Consider the following 19,142-nt stretch of genomic DNA (forward strand, 5'->3'; position numbering starts at 1 on the left):
ACCAAAATAATGGGCTCTTCATATTTACAATGAGATTATTTCTTCTCCATTTTCATTGACGAATCCCCAACCTTCTGCAGACTTTACTTTTGCTAATCCGTCAGAAAAAGCATCAGCATCTTCGTATTTGCAAGGGATTATTTCTTCACCGTCTTTATTGATAAAACCATACTTTCCGTCAAGTCTTACTTTTATCAAACCATTACAGATACAATCATCATGCCAGTCATACTTGCCATAGTCGCAACCATTTCCATTCCAATATTTATCTGCCAGTTCGTCGGCTTCTTCCTTTGTCATTGCCTTTTCAATGTTGTTGGCTACGAATCTATAGAAGGCACAATAGTTTGGCTCATAAAGTTCTGTGGCTTTGGTCCATTCCTGTGGAAAATCGTCAGGGCCATGACCATTGCCGATATTGTCAACAACTGCAGCAATACAAATCTCATCATCGTCATCCAGTCCAATACCGAATATTGACAATTCTGATCCGTCACCATCATCGCCTTCACATTCGTCTTCCCAATCGGGCACGGCTATGTAGCGTTTGTCGCCCTGTTTATTCAGCAAGTCGATAACGGCATCTTTGGCTTTATCGTTGATAGCATTCATTTCGTTCAAGAATGCATCTGGGCTTATTTTTTCTGCTGTTTTGTTAGCCATATTATTTAAAAATTAAATTGATTATTAGTTGTTGCTCTCTTTTATGAATCCGCATATAAAGAGAAACATGTCTCATGTCTTTTAAAAAGTTTTGCCTACTCCCTTTCCAGCGTTTCGGCTTCCTCTGTTATTATCTCGACAACTGCATCATCGTAAATCAACCTCATACTCATTGAAATAGATGAAGCCGTCCTTCCAATGCTCACAGTTCCACTTGTGGATGTCATCAACAGTAAGAGTGTCACGTTTTAAGACACGTGCGAAATAGGCTAATGCCTCATCCATACTGTTGAACCGCTCGTAACCACACAAAACCGGTTCTTTCAAATGAAAGTCCACACTGACGCGTGTCGGAAAATATTTCCCCTCTGCATCATTTGTTGCATAAGTCTCATCGCAATAACTTTCCACCATATAGTATATGGTCATACCTTCATAGTGGCTTTCAAGCGGATGTCGGAAGTCTGCCGTCACCCGATCTTCCTCGGCTTCAATACTCAATGAATTATCTACGAACTCACATTTTATAATGTTGCCCCGAAGATATTGTTCTTTGGTATCTACTCCGAGACTATACACCATACTTGCGTAAGATACAGACTTGTCTTTACCCTCTTCAAGCAGTTTCTTGTTTAGAAGCGTCCTATACTGGTCATATATCTCTTGAAGGTCATTTGGTTTGCCTTCAATGCGATAGTATACTGTGGTCAAATACTCCATAAAGCATGATTCTTTTTTTAATGTGACTTTCTTTTGTAGCGCATAGTCAGAACAGCATATCCCTTTCCAGCGTTTCGGCTTCCTCTGTTGTTACTTGTTATTTTGTCACTTGCTTACCCGTTTTGTCAATGGTAATCCAATCACCTCTTAGAGGCAAGACTTTCACAAATCCTTTTACAGTAAATTTCTTTACATCAACATACTGACAAGGAATTACTTCTTCTCCTTCTTCATTCACGAAGCCCCAAAGATTGTTTAGCCTGACACCTGCATATCCATTCTTAAACATCCTTACGTCTTCATACTTGTTGCAAGGAACGACAACTTTGCCAGTCATTCTGACTAATCCCCATGTGTCATCCTTGTTTTCCTTGACGTGGGCGTATCCATTTTCCATGTTAGACACATCACAATACTTACAAGGAATTATCTCTTCTGAATTCATGTTAATCCATCCATATTTGAAATTCCGCTTAGCTCGAGCTATTCCGCCCTCTTCAAAGGACCAGAGAAAATTATATACGCACGGACCCAATAATTTTGTTACGCTATTATATATTCCGTATTTTATATCGCATATCTCGCCTTTTGCGTATCGGGTAATCCTGTACAAGAAAATTCCGTATCCTATACATTTTGGATAGAAATCTCCTACAAAGTCATACTTTGCCTGTAGTTCTGCAGCAATCAGTTCCTTTTCATCTTTTGTAAGCGCGTTGAATTCACCAATAGGACCTGTCAATGACGGATTCTCAAACTCAATCGCCATTAGTGAAGTGCAGCCAGCAAACGCCATTCGCTCCACAATCTTCACATTCTTGTTTAGATATACAGACTCCAGATGCTTGCAACTTGCAAAGGCTTTGTCATAAATACAGCATTCGCAGTCATCACTTATCACGATGTTGAGACTTTTCAGTCCGGAATTTCTGAACGCAGACTTGTCGATAATCTTCAGGTGACTTGGAATATTTATCTCTTCCAAAGCTTTGCAGTCAGCAAAGGCTGCTTTCCAAATCTTACCCAAAGTTTCTGGCAAGGCAATTTCCTTCAGATTTTCACAATGAGCGAAACTCTCTATTCCGATGAAATCTACTCCAGGCATTGTTATCTTGAAGAGCTTTATGCAGCTTGCGAAAGCTCTTGTGCCCAAGTCGGTAACTGATGCTGGCAATACCACCTCATGAAGATTGTCAAGTCCTTGGCATGCGTCATCGCAAATAGCCTTCACACCGTCTTTCACTTCAAGGTACTCAGGATTGCCGAGTACTCTCAACAAACGAAGTCCATCCTCGCTGTAGATTGGTCCAGAACACTTATTGCGTCTGGCTTTCTTGATTATTGCCTGATCTTCTTTTGTCAATCCTGTATTCATATTTATTATTTTTAGTTGTAATTCTGGGTGCAAAGATAAATAGTTTTTAGCCTTTGCACCCTATATCGCTATTCGGAAGAGCCGGAATGCGTTGTCGGAAAATCAGGAATGTCAAATCAGGTTAATAATCTTCTTGGATATCTTTACTTTTGTGCCTTTCGGTTCTTCCCTTGAAGCTCGTGTCTTAGCGTCACGCTCATTGAGACGCTGATAAAGATAGATTGTCTCATCGTCCAAAAGTGCTTCTCCCAGCAAGCCCAAGTATTCTCCTTTGCCCTTTATCTTGATTATCTTGTCGTATGCAGTAGAGTTGCTCTTCTTGCCGTTATATTCAGAAACCATAAGTCTAAGTACGCCGTCTGTTCTTATAAGATTAAGTTCGTCGGTAAGTTCACAGATGTCTACATTATTATATAACTGGTCAAGCGATTCGTCTTCAATGTCTTTGTCTGCCTTCTCAGGTCTTCCCATCATATCCCTAAAAGAATCCGAAACCATTTTCAGATTTGGAATTCTGCCTTTGTCGCCCAGTTCTTTTAGAGTCAGGTCGATAGGCTTCACATGGTCTATGGCTATATCGGATATGTCCTTCACGATCATGGGGACTTTGGTATTGCCCTCTCCGGTTGGGGTATATGCCGTATAGCACTTATTGGATGCAGACAAAGCGACTTTAACGTTGTATGTGCCGTCAGAGTTTTCCTTTTTCTCAAAGACGAGAAACACCTGCTGAGCTTTAAACTGTACGCTTTTTATCTCTTTGTTGTCGTCCTCATAGTGCACAAAAATGCCTTCTGCCAGCTTTCTCAACCAATCTGTGAATTCTTTGGTCTTGCCAGCTTTCTTGTAGAGCTTCGCTATATAGCTTAAAGGCAACCATACCTTATTACCGGAAATGCGGTCCTGACGACGTAGACGACCCATAAACTTCGTCATTAGTTGTTCGTGCAGAAATACGGTACGATTTGCAAAAGCCGTTTTAAGCCAGCTTTCTTCCGTATCACTAAGTGTAGGTGTCGTACAAGCTGAAGCTATTTTCTTCTTTATGCTTTTCTTACTTGCTGCTTCAGAACTAAGCAGCTTCTCCAGAAAGTCTGTAAACTTGTTGCAGTAAGTTTCGTAGCTTCTCAGGCTGCCCCAATTGTAGACGCATACCGAATATCTTAATATGCCTATCAACTTTATGCATTCGTCTTCGCGATTGTTCGCTATAAGCTTGATAACCAGAGTAAGAAAGTTCTTTTCAGCATCGGTTTTGAATACTTCATCCTTCCCTAAGGCATTGATTACACTACGATACTGGCTTCTCGATTTTTGATTAGCATCTTTACACATGCTATTTTCAAAAGCGTCCAGTAACACTTCTATTGCTGTTTTCATAGTTATTGGTTTAATTGTTTACGTATAAATCGTAGAAAAGATGTTCAAAATTACAAAATAATGATTAAAAGACAAAATCAATGTTCGATTTTTTTGTAATGACCGAATTAATCTCGAAAGCCACAATATCTTCAAATTGCTCTGCAGAAAAATGGTAATCGTAGGAGGCTATGGCGTCTCGCCGTAGCCACGCACCCACGAACGACCAGCAGATTGAGTTTGAGCTGCGGGTTCCGCGGAGCGGGACCTATATAATGAAAACCCACTGCAAGCTGCGAAGCAGCGCAGCTGTGGGTACATAAGATACCTCCACCTATATATAGTTCCCCGGAGGGGGACTGACGCATCCCGTATGATGTTGAGGATGATAGTAGGTTCTGCTATGGGTGGGTGCGTGGCTACGGCGAGACGCCATAGCCTCCTAAGTTTGCCTTTACAGCTGTAAATTGCAGTTTATCGGTGAGTCAGCTATGGTAGGCAGGGCTTTGACAAAAACCTTTATCCACAATCCGCTTATGCTTCTCGAGCCTTCGGCAATTCATTTATGGTATATATGGTCTTATGAGAACAAGTTCTCACGCCCATATATACCATAAATGAATGAGAGGCTTTCGCCTCTCTCGAAAAGCACAAACGGAAAAACCGTTCAAAACACAAACTGTTGTATGTTTACTTGAATCGAATATAATAACAGTACATACATAATTATAACATACAAAACCTTGTGTTTTTATATGTTTTTCCGATTATGGGCGCGTACTGTGGAGTAAGGTTTTTGTCAAAGCCCTGCCTAACCGGATTTCGCTGATAAAATTCCTGTTTGGCGGTTAGTTTGCCTGACAATATTTGCATTTCTAATGCTCAATACTATGAGCTGAGCGCACAACAAAATCTTTGGTGCGAAATTCTTGAGTTTTGAGCATTTGGAGACAACATACTTATACTCAGCATGTTATGAGGCTTTCTATAGAAATGTTATGAAATCAGATTCGCAAAAGAGCCGTTTTTTGCTGCAATAGTGGCACTTTTACACTGCAATAGTGCCACTTTTATCATGCAATAGCGCCACTTTTACACTCTAATAGTGGCACTATTGTAGTGTAAAAGTGGCGCTATTGTTAAGCTCGGGTGCTGTTTGCACAGCAAAACACCATAAAAACAGCTTTTTGATTCTCTATAATTGATTTTTATTTTGTAACATGTTTTTACTCTTTTGTACGATATTTGCATGGCGCAAAAGCGACTTTTTTGAGTGAATAAGGTCACTATTTTGTTTTACTTCACGAGCATTTTCGTTGTATTGTTGCCATGCTTCACGATGCTGATGCCCTTTTGCGGTGCGTTCACACGGCGACCCTGTAGGTCGTAAATGCACTTAAAATGAGTTTTTTTTAGGACGATTAGTGTTAAATATTTGTATAAGTAAGTAGCTAACGGGCAAAAATCATTGCCGTTTGAATTAAAAATAATAATTTTGCAGTCTAAAAATACAATCATTTAAATAACAATCATTTAAATAAATATAAGAATTATGGGAAATCTTTTTGAAAGTCTCAAAGATTATTTCGAGAACACCCCTAATGATGTAATCGAGAATGATTGGAGAGAAATAGAATATCTCAATGAGATTGGCCCCGATGTCATTGAGTACGCCGAATTCGTTAGGGAGTATTTCGGTACAGCCATGTCATATTCCAATACCAAGGAGAAAGAGGAAACACACAGATATGACGTGTCTGTCAGCGCATGGGAGAATGGCATTGCAGCAGACGCAAAGTATTGTTTGGCAGCATAAGGCAATCATGGAAAAAGCAACTTTTAAATTAGATAATTATCGTTTCACTAAGGCATCCTTGGACTTTAACATTCCGAACAATGCCGAGTTGAATATATCTTTCAGTCCTAAGGGAGTATTTCACACAAAGGAAGCACGCTATGAATTGGACTTTGACGTTATGGTAGGATGCACAGAGACTAACACGGAGGTTGTAAAGGTTTCGTGTGTGGCTTCGTTTTCGTTTGGCGGTGGCATTACTATTGCCGACATTCCCGAATACTTCTACCCTAACAGTCTTGCCATCGTATTTCCATACGTCAGGGCTTTTGTAAGCACAATAACCTTGCAGGCTAATATGCAACCTGTAGTATTGCCTACAATCAACCTCATGGGGCTCACGGAGGAACTGAAAGAAAAGACAACCGTTATTGAATAGTTCGGAGAGTATGAAGACCACGGATATATACCAGACACTCGAAGACAGGCAGAATGATGAGGAGGTGGAAGACCACGGTCCGTATTTCTGTTCTGAGCGATATGCCAATGGCATTTTGAAAAGCGGTACAAAAGAGCCGTGGCTGGGTGAGGGTTATTATTTCTGGGATACGAGAATAGCAGATGCCAGATGGTGGGGCGATACTGTTTACAGCCGAAAAGGGTATATCATTTGTAAAACGACCTACGACCAAAATTCACCCTTGCTCTACGATTTGGTGGGCGACATACGGCAGTTTGATGAGTTCATAGATTGTGCGGAACTTATAAAGAAAAAGCTGAATCTTAAGACTGTAAAGTTTCCTGTTGTACTCGCCTATATGAAAAAGGAAAATGTTGATTTCAACTATAAGGCAATAAGGGTTTGGCCTCACCCCAAAACCTTTGAAAAAACACCCATTAGGTTTCCAGACGCTAAGGTGGTTTTGTGCAAGCCCGACAAGATACAAATATGTTTCTTCGATAAGACTTTACTTACAGAACCCTATCGTATTGTCGGGAAAAAGGCTTTTACTGCAAATCAGACTATATAATATAAACACGCCCTGATAAGTCAAATCACTTATCGGGGTTTTATTTCTTCCTGACAAACATAGTTAAAAAAATCTCGCATTCCGCTCTCATAGATGGTACTACAGCAAGTACTGGATAGCGAGTGGCAAGCAATGGGTATCGTCCAATTCTTTTCCGTCTTCCTTGGAGGTTTAAAAGAATTGTTGTAATTTTACGTCTGCATTTTTTTAGAGTTTACAGACAATAACAAAGAAGATGAATATTTTTACTAAGATAATTGCTGACGCCCTCTCGCTTCCTGAGCGCGGCGTGGAGAACACCCTGGAATTACTGGAAGAGAACTGCACCATTCCGTTTATCAGCCGTTACCGCAAGGAGCGGACGGGAGGACTGGACGAGGTGCAGGTGTCGGACATCGCCCTGATGAGGGAGAAGCTGATGGACATCGAGAAGCGTAAGCAGACCATCATAGCCACTATTGAGGACCTCGGAAAGATGACTGACGAGCTGCGCCGACGCATTGACCAATGCTGGAATATGTCGGAGCTGGAGGACATCTATCTGCCTTACAAGCCAAAACGACGCACGAAGGCGGACATCGCTCGCCAGCAGGGACTGGAACCGCTGGCACAACTCATCCTCCTGCAGCGCGAGAACGACCCGGAGGGTAAGGCGGAACGCTTCGTCAAGGGTGACGTAAAGTCGGCGGCGGATGCCTTGCAGGGTGCCAAATATATCATAGCCGAAACCATCAATGAGGACGAGAAGGTCAGACGTGCCGTGCGCGGAGTGTTTAAGCGCGAGGCGGTCATCACGTCGAAGGTGGTGAAGACGAAGGCGGAAGAGGAAGGTGCGCAGAAATACAGCGACTACTTCGACTTTTCCGAGCCTCTACGCCATTGCTCGTCACACCGACTGTTAGCCATGCGCCGTGGCGAGAAGGAGGGCTTTCTGCGCGTGAGCATCTCGGCTGACGACGACGTATGTAAGAAGAAGGTAAGACGCCAGTATGTGCTGGGACGCGGAGAATGTAGCCGCCTGGTGGGTGAAGCTGCCGACGACGCCTTCAAGCGCCTGCTCAAGCCTTCCGTGGAGACGGAGTTTGCGCTCTCGAGCAAGCAGACAGCGGAGGCTGCTGCCATCAGCGTCTTTGCGGAGAACCTGCGTCAGCTGCTGCTGGCAGCTCCTCTCGGACAGAAGCGCGTGATGGGTGTTGACCCAGGATTCCGCACGGGATGTAAGGTGGTGTGTCTGGACAGTCAGGGCACCCTACTCCACTTCGAAGCCATCTATCCGCACCCGCCGAAGAACGAGCGTGAGAAGGCGGCTCGTCAGGTGAGCGACATGGTGAAGCGTTACGACATTGAGGCCATTGCCGTGGGCAACGGTACGGCAAGCCGTGAGACATCGGCGTTCCTCAAGTCGATAGGGCTGAATGAAGACATTAAGACTTTCGTGGTAAGCGAGGACGGCGCTTCGGTATACTCGGCTTCGGAGGCTGCACGTGAGGAGTTTCCTGACAAGGACGTCACGGTGCGCGGCGCGGTGTCGATAGGCAGACGTCTGATGGATCCGCTGGCGGAGCTTGTGAAGATAGACCCGAAGAGCATCGGCGTGGGACAATACCAGCACGACGTAGACCAGGGCGAGCTGAAGAAGAGCCTGGACATGGTGGTGGAGTCGTGCGTCAACACGGTGGGCGTAAACCTCAACACGGCAAGCCGTCACCTGCTGATGTATGTGAGCGGTCTGAACGCCACAACGGCAAAGAACATCGTGGAATATCGTGAGAAGAACGGTGCGTTCCATTCGCGTGCAGAGCTGAAGAAGGTGCCGCGCCTCGGACCGGTGGCGTTCGTGCAATGTGCCGGATTCCTCCGCATACCGGGCGCACGCAATCCGCTTGACGACAGCGCTGTGCATCCCGAGAGCTATGACATCGTGAAGCGCATGGCAGCGGACAAGGGTTGCACGGTGCGCGAGCTGATAGACAACAAGGAGATGCAGAAGACCATCCGTCTGGACCAATACGTCAGCGACTCGGTGGGCATGCCAACGCTGACGGACATCATGGCGGAGCTGAAACGCCCAGGACGCGACCCGCGACAGGAGGTGGAGGCTTTCGAGTTCGACCCGCGTGTGCATGAGGTGGCTGACCTGCAGGTGGGAATGCTCCTCCCCGGCATCGTCACCAACATAACGGCATTCGGTTGCTTCGTGGACGTTGGTGTACATCACGACGGACTGGTGCATATCTCGCAACTCGCCGACCGCTACGTAAAGGACCCGAATGACGTGGTGAAGCTACACCAGCACGTGGTGGTGAGAGTGACGGAAGTGGATCAGCGCAGAGGCCGCATCTCGCTGTCGATGAAGGAATAAGAGCTTCCATCGTCGTGCGAAGGAATCTCCCACAGATAGCACAGATGAACACGGATATTGGATATATAAAATCTGTGAATATCTGTGGAATCCGTGGGAGAATAAATCTCAAGCAGCAGAGGCTATCTCCAACAGATCTCAGAAAATCACAGATGCTTGCAAAAATCAATAAAGAAACTTTCCAAGATACACATGATGAAAGAGAATGATATAACCTTTAAGATACGTGGTGCTATATATAAGGTGTATAACACATTGGGACCAGGACTACTTGAATCCGTATATGAGGCAGCTTTATGTTATCAATTACGGAAAGAGGGTTTGAATGTAGGTCAACAGGTAAAGATTGATGTTGTTTACGATGGTACTGTTCTTCCTGTGGATTATCGTATGGATATTCTTGTAGAGAACTCAGTCATAATAGAGTTGAAGTCAGTAGAAGATTTAAAACCAGTACATCATAAGCAATTGCTTACTTATCTTCGCCTCGCCAAAAAGCATGTCGGTATCCTTGTTAATTTCAATACAGATAACATTAATGATAGTATCGTTAGAAAAGTCAATGGCTATTGATTTCGTCAGGTTCCCACATATACATCTTAAAAATGAATTCCTCACAGATAGCACGTAGGATATATAAAATCTGTGAAATTTGTGGAATCCGTGGGAGAATTAATCTCAAGCAGCAGAGGAAATCTCCCACAGATATCGCAGATTAACACGGATATTGGGTGCGGGGAAGTTTTCCACAGATAGCGCGGATGAACACGGATTCTGGGATATATAAAATCTGTGAAAATCTGTGAAATCTGTGGGAGAATAATCTCAAGATGCATCTGTGAAAATCCGCGTAATCTGTGGGCGAATCATTCTCAAGCAGAATTATATTAAAAAAGAAGAAGCGTTTAAAATATAAAGAAATGAAGAAGATATTATTTATTGTGCCTTTGCTTGCCATCCTTTTCATGGCATCGGCAATGACGGGATGCAGGTTCGCCAAGTCGTACGAGGACGGCGATACGGTGGCGGCATCCGTGTTTGAGCCGGAGGACACCACCATAACGGCGACGAAACGCAGACACACTGCGGCAAAGGCTGCTGCCATCGTGAAGGACAGCGCCGACATCTATTACGTCGGAGACGGATCGAACAGACAGTTCCTCCAACTCGTCTCCTACCCTTCCAAGCGCGACACACTGGTGTACGGCAAGACCAGACACGTAAAAGTAAAGGGTAGCGCCGACTTCGGCAGAGTGGTAAGAGTAAGGTTCTATCTGCTCAACGGCACCGACTCGCTTGTTAGTGGCGTGGAGGAAGTGAAGCTTTAATAAGATTTCTGCATTCAAATTCTTGTAGTCTTAAAATAAATATGTAAATTTGGGGCATAATATAAATATAAGAAATCATGAATACAATAACAATTGACAGCAATATATACCAAAGTGTAGAGAATTACGCCAAATTACACAATATTAGTGTGAATGACGTTATAGAAAGAGGAGTGTCTTTACTCTTAGGCAAAGTATTAGCTCCCAAAAATACAGATGTAAAAGAAACCACAGGCTTTAAGGAAGCCCTTGCTTATGTAAGAACCTTAAAAGCCCAAAATGGCAAACCTGTACCTGAAAACGAAAATGGACTTGAAGCCTTAACTGATTTAAAATACAAGCTATGAGAGTATTTGTAGATACAAACATCTTAATAGATTTTGTCTGTAAAAGAATTGGGTTTAGCGATGATGCTGACAACCTTTTCGCTTTGGGCTATATGGGGAAGGTTCATTTACAAACTTCTGCACTTTCATATGTGACAACAATGTATGTTGCACATAAATATGATTATATGAATGTAAAAGAATCGCTTCTTGCAGTATCTAAGTTTGTAGATATACTTGATATTAAAGCAAGTGTTGTTGTGGATATGCTTTCCTCAGCATGGAAAGATTATGAAGACGCCACACAAAATCAGACAGCCTTAATAGGAATGGCCGATTGTATAGTAACACGCAACAAGAAAGACTTTAAGGGTTCATCATTGCCTGTTTATACAATTTCGGAACTATTCGAGAATTTCAAATAAACCTTCCCCCGTCCCTATTTCTTTCGCAACTGCCAGAACGCTACAGCTGCAGCGGCGGCTACATTTAGCGAGTCCACCTGATGCGACATTGGGATGCGGGCTACATAGTCGGCGGCGGCGATGGCTTCCTGCGGCAGACCGTCGCCTTCCGTTCCCATGACAATAGCGAGACGGTCCTCGGCGCATAGCTTGGCGTCGTCAATGCTGACAGAATTGTCGGTCAATGCCATTGCCACCGTCTTGAAGCCGAGCGGACGAAGGTCAGCCTCGGGACTGTCTGTCCATGCCCACGGCACGAGGAAGACGGAGCCCATCGAAACGCGGATGGAACGGCGGTTGAGAGGATCGCAGGAATTGCGCGTCAGCAGTACGGCGTCAATGCCAAGAGCTGCCGCTGAGCGGAAGATGGCTCCGATGTTGGTGGTGTCGACAACGCCGTTGATGACCACCACACGATGGGCATCACCGCAGATGTCAGCAACAGAAGGACACGGACGACGGCGCATGGCGCAAAGCACGCCACGCGTAAGAGCATAACCGGTCAGCGAAGCAAGCAGATTGCGGTCGCCGACAAACACGGGGATGTCGCCGCAACGCTCTATGATGGCACGTGCGTCGCCCTCTACGTGACGGCGCTCACACATCAGCGACACCGGCTCATAACCCGAACGCAGCGCCACATCAATGACCTTGGGACTCTCAGCTATGAAGAGCCCGCGGTCCTTGCCGAGGCTGTTGCGCAACTGTGGTTCGGTCAGAGAGCTGAAAACCTCAACTCCGGGATGTGTCAGGGATGTGATATTTACGATTGGCATAATAGTCAGGAATGGGTTTAAAGAATTAATGTGCCTACAAAATTATACAAAAAAACAGAAACATGAAAAAGAAATTCGAGATAACGGTGCCCGACGGGTCGACGAAGGTGTTGCTGCATGCCTGCTGCGCACCCTGCTCCTCCGCCATTGTGGAATGTATGATGCAGCACGGCATAACGCCCACAATATATTACTGCAACCCCAATATCTATCCCGAAAGCGAGTATCTTATCCGTCGCGACGAATGCCAGCGTTACGCCAAGGAACTCGGACTGGAGATGGTGGAGGCGGAATACGACCATGAGGACTGGCTGTGCCACGTGAAAGGACTGGAAGCAGAACCCGAACGCGGAGGAAGATGCCTGAAATGCTTCCGAATGCGCTTGAAGAAGACAGCAGAATACGCCCACAAGCACGGCTACAGCGTGATAACCACCACATTGGCTTCGTCAAGATGGAAAAGCTTGGAACAGATAAACGAAGCGGGAACAGCAGCTGCAGAGGCTTACGATGACGTAATATGGTGGGACCAGAACTGGCGCAAGGGCGGACTGACCGAACGCAGGGCTTGCCTCATAAAGGAATGGAACTTCTATAACCAGCGCTACTGCGGATGCGAATTCAGCATGTCAGCCGGACACATGCCGAAGGAAGAACAGGAGACGCCCGAATCAGAAGTTAGAAATTAGAGATTAAGAATTGTTAGCGAAAACGTGCATAAATATTCCACATTATTACCATATAGTGTTAAAAAAACAATAAATTGCAGCCAACGCCTCCGTTTTCTCATTTATTATATGTAACTTTGTGCCTATAAAATACGAAGTTACAAACTTTAATAGGTATAAACACATGAAGAAAATTTTACTTTCTGCAGCTTTTGTAATGGCTGCTTGCTGCGGCGCTTCCGCACAGAAACTCAGCTACGTGCCCTACACCGATAACGCTTTGATGATGGGTGGATGTATTTCGGAGAACGGTCGTTACATCGGCGGATGCGACACTGAAGGACGCGGCTTCATCTATGACACAAAGGATGGTCAGATTAAATACTTCGTTTCGCCTAACCTTGGCACCAACGAAGCTACGGATAACGACGAGGCTCAGATTTGTTCTGTAACAAACGAGGGTGTTGGTGCTGGTTACATCTTAGGCCAAGCCGCTGACTTCGACTTCGCCACTGGCAAGTATACTGCTATCTTTGAGAACGCAGAAGAAGAGAACGCCAACGCAAAGTGGACCACTCCTGACGGAGCATACCAGTGCGGCGTAACATACGACGCCTCGTACAAGCAGGAGCCTTACGTATACGTAAACGGTGAGAAGGCGGATCTTCCCACTCCTACAGACGAATGGCTCGGCTTCGAGACCGGAGGCTTTATGGCCAACTATATCAGCAACGACGGTTCGCTTATCGTAGGCGGTGCCATTGACAACTATTCCACATATCCGCTCATATTCTGGGTACGCAACAGAGACGGCAAGACATACTCTGTACAGACTCCGAGCAAGCGCTTCTTCGACGCAAGCTACGAGCTTAATCAGGCTCAGCCTTACGCTTGGTTTGAGGGCGGAAACGTAAGCGCCAACGGCAAGTGGATTGCCATGAACATCCTGAATAAGGACATTGAGTCTGGTCTGAAGATGGCTCGCTTCAACGTGGACACAGAGGAGATTGAGATTCTCGACTGCCCGGACGTAAACAGCTCTACATTCTATTACTCTACCGGCATTGCCAACGACGGTACTGTCATTGGATACACACAGGATCTGGACACAAAGTCAAGAAGAGGTGTCATCTGCCTTGCTGGCGAGAAAGAGGTGAAGTATCTCTCTGAGGCTTATCCTACAATAACCGACTTCCTCACTATGGACGAGGAAAACCTCAACACAGCTTGCGCCATCACTCCTGACGGCCGCTACGTAACTGGTTTCGGTTATAAGCCGGTGGACGAGAATAACGACTACATCGTAACATGGTGTCTCGACCGCGAGGAAGTGGCTAACAGCATCGAGGGTGTGGCTAACTCAGAGGCTTCAAAGGTGGTGGCTTCTTACACTACTGACGGAAAGCGCGTAAACCGCACAAAGGTTCAGCGCGGTCTGGTTATCAACCGCCTCGCTAACGGTAAGGCTGTGAAGAACCTGAAGAAGTAAAAGACAGCGAATAAACAATTAAGGCTATAGCGCCCTGCAAGGAGAAAAACTTGCAGGGCGTTTTTTTGTGGACTATAAGGAATTTAGAGTAAAATTGCTAACTTTGCAGACGTAATTTTTGAATACTGATTTATGAATAAAGCAAAGGATAATAACACGTCGTCAGGGACGGGCACTATAGAGAACATAAAACTATTGAAGGGGGAATGGCTGAGCAGACTGCCACTGGCTCTGGCACCTAACATCAAGGCGGGATTTCCGAGTCCGGCTGACGACTACCTTCGTGACAGCCTCGACTTCAACCGTGACCTTATAAAGAACCCTGAGGCCACGTTCTATGGACGCGTGTCGGGCGACTCAATGAGGGACGCAGGCATCAATGAAGGCGACATTGCCGTAATCGACAGATCGCTGCAACCAACGGACGGGGACGTTATCGTGGCATACGTCAACGAGGAGTTTACCATCAAGTATCTCGACCTTACGCATAAGGAGGAGGGCTACATCGAGCTGCAACCTGCCAATCCCGACTATTCACCAATACGCATTGACGGCACCGACAACTTCCGTGTGTGGGGCGTAGTGGTATGGACCATAAAGCAATGGAAATAAAAAAATCCTCAAGCAGTGGTAAGCCGCTTGAGGATTTACTATATATAAATGTGTATGTTCGTTTACTTTGCGTAAGCCACAGAGCGAGTCTCTCTGATAACGGTGATCTTCACCTGACCCGGATAGGTCATCTCGGTCTGAATCTTGTTGGCTATCTCGCCAGAGAGCTTCTCCGTCTCCTTGTCGTCCATCTTGTCCGCTCCGACGATGACACGAAGCTCGCGACCAGCCTGGATGGCGTAAGTCTTAGTAACGCCAGGATAAGACATTGCGATGGCCTCAAGGTCGTTGAGACGCTTGATGTAAGCCTCCACAATCTCGCGACGTGCACCGGGACGTGCACCTGAGATGGCGTCGCATACCTGTACGATCGGAGCGAGGAGCGTGTTCATCTCCATCTCGTCGTGGTGAGCACCGATGGCGTTGCATATCTCCGGCTTCTCCTTATACTTCTCGGCAATCTTGGCGCCGTAAAGTGCGTGGGGCAATTCGCTCTCCTCATCAGGCACCTTACCAATATCGTGGAGCAGACCGGCACGCTTAGCCTTCTTAGGATTCAGTCCCAGCTCTGCAGCCATTACAGCACAGAGATTGGCTGTCTCACGAGCGTGCTGGAGAAGATTCTGTCCGTAAGACGAACGATACTTCATCTTACCGATTATACGGATAAGCTCGGGATGGAGACCGTGGATGCCAAGGTCAATGGCTGTACGCTTACCAGTCTCGATTATCTCGTTGTCGAGCTGCTTCTTCACCTTTGCCACAACCTCCTCGATACGTGCCGGATGGATACGACCGTCGGCCACGAGCTGATGGAGAGCCAAGCGGCAAACCTCACGACGAACGGGGTCGAACGCTGAGATTACGATGGCCTCGGGAGTGTCGTCCACTACGATTTCCACTCCTGTGGCAGCCTCAAGAGCGCGGATGTTGCGACCCTCTCTACCGATGATGCGTCCCTTAACTTCATCGTTGTCGATATGGAAGACGCTTACAGAGTTTTCGATAGCCGTCTCAGTGGCTACACGCTGTATGGTCTGGATGACGATTTTCTTAGCCTGAGTGTTGGCGTTGAGCTTTGCCTCGTCCATAATCTCATTGATGTATGAAGCGGCATTGGTGCGTGCCTCGTCCTTGAGGCTCTCCACGAGTCGGTTGCGAGCCTCGTCAGCGCTAAGACCAGAGAGTTCCTCCAGCTTCTCGCGCTCCTTGGTCTGCATCTTGTCGAGTTCCTCCTGCTTGAGGGCGATGAGCTTCTTCTCGTTCTCGATGCGCTGCTGTCCCTGCTCCACCTCCTGCTTGCGACGTCCGATTTCTTCCATACGCTGGTTGAGCGAAATCTCGCGCTGCTTCAGTCGGTTCTCGTTCTGCTGAATCTTCTGGTTGCGCTGCTGCACCTCCTTCTCCAGCTCCGACTTCTTGTTGAGGAACTTCTCCTTTACTTCAAGGAGCTTCTTTTCCTTTACTACTTCAGCCTCCTTGTTGGCGGCTGCTATCATTTCGTTATACTTTCCCTTTATTACATATCGGAAAATGCCATATCCCGCTGCTCCGCCTACGACGAGAGCAACAATGGCTGTGATTAATATACCTGATAACATATATATTTATGTAAAAATGTGATCGTTAGAATGATGTTGATGTTTCTGATTCTTCCGTTTCGGATAGTTACAATGCTTCTTCAATTTCGGATTTCAGCTTGCCTATTATGTCCATGAACGGTGCCGTGTCGTTGCGTTTCGCCTCCATTACATAGCGCAGGGCTATCTCGATGAGCGCCATGTAGAGAATTTCCTTCTCGTTCTTGGGGCCCTTGTATCTGGATGCGTATGCGTTGACAGTCTGCGTGATAAGGCTTGCCGCGTCGCGATAGAGCGGCTCGTCCTCTGGGCGGACGTTTACGGGGATGTCCGTGTCGTAGACGTGTAGGCGTATGCGTAGTTTCTCGTTGTTGTCTTCTGCCATTATCGTGGTAATAACTTTAAGGGGTCACTTATTCGTCGTGCTTCTCGCTGATAAGCGCAATGCACTTGTTGACGTCGCGTATGAGTTGAGAGACTCGCTTCTGCGCCGCCTCCATGTCGCCGTCTGTTATTGCCACCATCCTCGCCAACTTCAGGTTAGTGTATTCCTCGCGTTGCTTTCTGAGCTGTTCCTCAAGATTGCTGACGTCAGCCTTGAGAGCGTCGATGGCGGAACACAGTTGGGCGTTCTGCAGCTTGAGTTCCTTATACTGCAGTATCATCTGTCTCACTCTGGTGGTAAAGACGTCAATAGCTGTCTCGTCTGCGTCCATAATGCTACGTTTGGGTTACAAAATTATATGATTTTGGCGAATGTCGCAAATTATTATTGCGATTTTATGCACTGACAGTCACGATTTTTACGCACTGTAATGCCTCCTTATTACTTCTTGTCGTCGGCTGCGTCGGCAGGCTTAGGCTCTTTCTTTGCGAGCATCACCACCTGATAGACGAAGTCGGTTATCCATTTCTGTGAGAAACCAAGGCGATGGTTATACTGGCGGATAGCCACGACGGTCTTAAGAGTAGCGGCGTCGCTGTAGTCGTTCTTGGTGAAGATTTCGCCCACGGTCTTCTCCGTCATCTTGTAGAGCGCGTTCTTGAAGAAAGAAGGAAGGCGGAGCTTAAACTTCATGAGGTTGCCCATAAGCATCATCAAATCCTGTGTGAATCCCTGGAACTGCACAAGGTAAGTCTGAACGTCCTGCATCTTGCGGCAGTTCTTGCGGATGCTCTGGTCGATTTCCTTGAAGAACAGATCGTCCGTGCCGTATATCTCCTTGAGCATCTTACGGCAAGCTGTCTTCTCTCCCACTCCGAGCTTGTTGTTGACGGTCGGAACGTGGAGCGTGGTCTTGAATACGCGAAGGTCAGGCAGAGCGGCAAGGTTTGCGATACCCACATTGGCAGCTATCGATGCCTGGAAATACACACGCACAAGCTGCATGTAGTCTTCCATTCCTCCTGTCTTGTTATTGTCGTCTTTCTTTCCGAAAAGTTTTGATAGAAATCCCATTTGTTTTCTTTTTTATTATTTTGATTTTAAAAGCATATCTCTGCAAAATTACAAAAAAATCCTAATTTGCCCAAACATTTATCTATACATTATAGTAATAAGGCTTTATAATACAAAAATAACACTTCGGCAAATCAAAAAAGAGAAAAAAGGTTTCGTGTATCGGTCTTTATTAGTAACTTTGCAAAATTAATAATATATTATTTTTTGCTTAGTTAACGAAATAGTAAACACTCAAACATTTAGAAACATGAAAGGTATAGTTTTAGCAGGAGGGTCGGGCACACGTCTTTACCCCATCACAAAGGGCATCAGCAAACAGCTCATCCCTATTTTCGACAAGCCCATGATATATTACCCCATCTCAGTACTTATGCTTGCCAACATAAGGGAGATCCTCATTATCTCTACACCTACTGACTTACCGATGTTTAAGCGTCTGCTTGGCGACGGTAGCGACATGGGAGTGAAGTTTGAGTATGCAGAGCAGCCTTATCCCGGCGGCCTGGCACAGGCTTTCACCATCGGCGAGGAGTTTATCGGCGATGACAGCGCTTGCCTCGTACTTGGCGACAACATCTTCTACGGCGCTGGTTTCACACAGCTGCTGCAGGAAAGCGTGGAGAATGTGGAGAAGCACGGTAAGGCCACTGTTTTCGGATATTACGTTAACGACCCGGAACGCTACGGCGTGGCAGAGTTCGACGCAGAGGGCAACTGCCTCAGCATCGAGGAAAAGCCGGAGCACCCGAAGAGCAACTATGCTGTTGTGGGACTTTATTTCTATCCGAACAGCGTAGTTGAAATAGCCAAGAACATCAAGCCCAGCGCTCGCGGAGAGCTGGAGATAACCACCGTAAACCAGGAATACCTGAAGCGCGGCGACCTGAAGGTTCAGACCTTGCAGCGCGGATTCGCATGGCTTGACACCGGCACACACGACAGCCTTTCGGAGGCCAGCACCTTCATCGAGGTGATAGAGAAGCGTCAGGGTCTGAAGGTGGCATGTCTGGAAGAGATTGCCTTCAAGAAGGGCTGGATAGACAGCGAGCGTCTCCGTGAAGTGGCAAAGCCGATGGCAAAGAACGAGTACGGAAAGTATCTCCTCAGACTTGCTGACGGACTGTAAAGAAAA

General features: G+C 46.2%; 22 protein-coding genes. 13 read left to right on the top strand and 9 right to left on the bottom strand.

What is annotated here, in order from left to right; translation table 11 throughout:
• Positions 1–24: 24 nt before the first annotated feature.
• The 4 genes from CHL74_RS09150 to CHL74_RS09165 form a co-directional block, all read right to left on the bottom strand.
• On the bottom strand, positions 25–663 hold the full coding sequence (locus CHL74_RS09150) for a WG repeat-containing protein (protein WP_094880861.1): 639 nt from the start codon (positions 661–663) through the stop codon (positions 25–27).
• A 147-nt stretch (positions 664–810) separates the two neighbouring features.
• Positions 811–1,383: a hypothetical protein gene (locus tag CHL74_RS09155; RefSeq protein ID WP_094880862.1), complete on the bottom strand. Its 573-nt coding sequence runs from the start codon at positions 1,381–1,383 to the stop codon at positions 811–813.
• 97 nt (positions 1,384–1,480) lie between these two features.
• Positions 1,481–2,758: a leucine-rich repeat protein gene (locus CHL74_RS09160; protein ID WP_094880863.1), complete on the bottom strand. Its 1,278-nt coding sequence runs from the start codon at positions 2,756–2,758 to the stop codon at positions 1,481–1,483.
• A gap of 111 nt (positions 2,759–2,869) precedes the next feature.
• Positions 2,870–4,138: a hypothetical protein gene (locus CHL74_RS09165; protein WP_094880864.1), complete on the bottom strand. Its 1,269-nt coding sequence runs from the start codon at positions 4,136–4,138 to the stop codon at positions 2,870–2,872.
• A gap of 1,531 nt (positions 4,139–5,669) precedes the next feature.
• On the opposite strand from CHL74_RS09165, the gene CHL74_RS09175 reads away from it, so the two are divergent.
• From CHL74_RS09175 to CHL74_RS09210, 9 genes are all read left to right on the top strand, one after another.
• Positions 5,670–5,933: a recombinase gene (locus tag CHL74_RS09175; RefSeq protein ID WP_094880866.1), complete on the top strand. Its 264-nt coding sequence runs from the start codon at positions 5,670–5,672 to the stop codon at positions 5,931–5,933.
• Between the two features lie 88 nt (positions 5,934–6,021).
• The gene (locus tag CHL74_RS09180; RefSeq protein WP_254923258.1) at positions 6,022–6,351 is read left to right on the top strand and encodes a protein-export chaperone SecB; all 330 of its coding nucleotides are present in this window, start codon (positions 6,022–6,024) and stop codon (positions 6,349–6,351) included.
• Positions 6,352–6,361: 10 nt separating this feature from the next.
• Positions 6,362–6,943: a hypothetical protein gene (locus tag CHL74_RS09185; RefSeq protein ID WP_094880868.1), complete on the top strand. Its 582-nt coding sequence runs from the start codon at positions 6,362–6,364 to the stop codon at positions 6,941–6,943.
• 235 nt (positions 6,944–7,178) lie between these two features.
• Positions 7,179–9,305, top strand: a complete 2,127-nt coding sequence (locus tag CHL74_RS09190) for a Tex family protein (protein ID WP_094880869.1) — start codon at positions 7,179–7,181, stop codon at positions 9,303–9,305.
• Positions 9,306–9,349: 44 nt separating this feature from the next.
• Positions 9,350–9,514 (top strand): hypothetical protein, encoded by a 165-nt coding sequence (locus CHL74_RS15805; protein WP_176452213.1) that lies wholly within the window; start codon positions 9,350–9,352, stop codon positions 9,512–9,514.
• The gene (locus tag CHL74_RS09195) at positions 9,498–9,878 is read left to right on the top strand and encodes a GxxExxY protein (protein ID WP_254923259.1); all 381 of its coding nucleotides are present in this window, start codon (positions 9,498–9,500) and stop codon (positions 9,876–9,878) included. The genes CHL74_RS15805 and CHL74_RS09195 overlap by 17 nt, the downstream gene beginning before the upstream one ends.
• A 347-nt stretch (positions 9,879–10,225) precedes the next feature.
• Positions 10,226–10,633 carry a hypothetical protein gene (locus tag CHL74_RS09200; protein WP_094880870.1) on the top strand — a complete coding sequence of 136 codons (408 nt, stop codon included), beginning with the start codon at positions 10,226–10,228 and terminating at the stop codon, positions 10,631–10,633.
• A gap of 77 nt (positions 10,634–10,710) precedes the next feature.
• On the top strand, positions 10,711–10,980 hold the full coding sequence (locus CHL74_RS09205) for a hypothetical protein (RefSeq protein WP_094880871.1): 270 nt from the start codon (positions 10,711–10,713) through the stop codon (positions 10,978–10,980).
• Positions 10,977–11,384 (top strand): PIN domain-containing protein, encoded by a 408-nt coding sequence (locus CHL74_RS09210; RefSeq protein ID WP_094880872.1) that lies wholly within the window; start codon positions 10,977–10,979, stop codon positions 11,382–11,384. The genes CHL74_RS09205 and CHL74_RS09210 overlap by 4 nt, the downstream gene beginning before the upstream one ends.
• Positions 11,385–11,398: 14 nt before the next feature.
• On the opposite strand, the gene CHL74_RS09215 is transcribed toward CHL74_RS09210, so the two are convergent.
• Positions 11,399–12,199, bottom strand: coding sequence for a TrmH family RNA methyltransferase (locus CHL74_RS09215; RefSeq protein ID WP_094880873.1), 801 nt, complete (start codon positions 12,197–12,199; stop codon positions 11,399–11,401).
• A 62-nt stretch (positions 12,200–12,261) separates the two neighbouring features.
• Between CHL74_RS09215 and CHL74_RS09220 the strand changes: the two genes are divergently transcribed.
• The 3 genes from CHL74_RS09220 (at position 12,262) to CHL74_RS09230 (ending at position 14,968) form a co-directional block, all read left to right on the top strand.
• A complete protein-coding gene (locus CHL74_RS09220; RefSeq protein WP_094880874.1) occupies positions 12,262–12,888 on the top strand; it encodes an epoxyqueuosine reductase QueH in 627 nt (208 codons plus the stop codon).
• Positions 12,889–13,051: 163 nt separating this feature from the next.
• Positions 13,052–14,356 carry a hypothetical protein gene (locus CHL74_RS09225; protein WP_141241282.1) on the top strand — a complete coding sequence of 435 codons (1,305 nt, stop codon included), beginning with the start codon at positions 13,052–13,054 and terminating at the stop codon, positions 14,354–14,356.
• A gap of 132 nt (positions 14,357–14,488) precedes the next feature.
• Positions 14,489–14,968, top strand: coding sequence for a LexA family protein (locus tag CHL74_RS09230; RefSeq protein WP_369597364.1), 480 nt, complete (start codon positions 14,489–14,491; stop codon positions 14,966–14,968).
• 62 nt (positions 14,969–15,030) lie between these two features.
• Here the strand turns inward: CHL74_RS09230 and rny are convergent, their stop codons facing one another.
• The 4 genes from rny to CHL74_RS09250 form a co-directional block, all read right to left on the bottom strand.
• Positions 15,031–16,569, bottom strand: coding sequence for a ribonuclease Y (gene rny, locus CHL74_RS09235; protein WP_094880876.1), 1,539 nt, complete (start codon positions 16,567–16,569; stop codon positions 15,031–15,033).
• A 67-nt stretch (positions 16,570–16,636) separates the two neighbouring features.
• Positions 16,637–16,933: a cell division protein ZapA gene (locus tag CHL74_RS09240; protein WP_094880877.1), complete on the bottom strand. Its 297-nt coding sequence runs from the start codon at positions 16,931–16,933 to the stop codon at positions 16,637–16,639.
• A 28-nt stretch (positions 16,934–16,961) separates the two neighbouring features.
• Positions 16,962–17,264, bottom strand: a complete 303-nt coding sequence (locus CHL74_RS09245; RefSeq protein ID WP_094880878.1) for a hypothetical protein — start codon at positions 17,262–17,264, stop codon at positions 16,962–16,964.
• Positions 17,265–17,374: 110 nt separating this feature from the next.
• Positions 17,375–18,007, bottom strand: a complete 633-nt coding sequence (locus CHL74_RS09250; RefSeq protein ID WP_094880879.1) for a hypothetical protein — start codon at positions 18,005–18,007, stop codon at positions 17,375–17,377.
• A 250-nt stretch (positions 18,008–18,257) separates the two neighbouring features.
• Here CHL74_RS09250 and rfbA point away from each other — a divergent pair, with 250 nt between their 5' ends.
• Entirely contained in the window at positions 18,258–19,136 is an 879-nt protein-coding gene (gene rfbA / locus CHL74_RS09255) for a glucose-1-phosphate thymidylyltransferase RfbA (RefSeq protein ID WP_094880880.1), read from the top strand.
• Positions 19,137–19,142 lie beyond the last annotated feature (6 nt).

Origin of the sequence: Prevotella sp. 885, assembly GCF_002265625.1 — a bacterium.
GTDB lineage: Bacteria > Bacteroidota > Bacteroidia > Bacteroidales > Bacteroidaceae > Prevotella.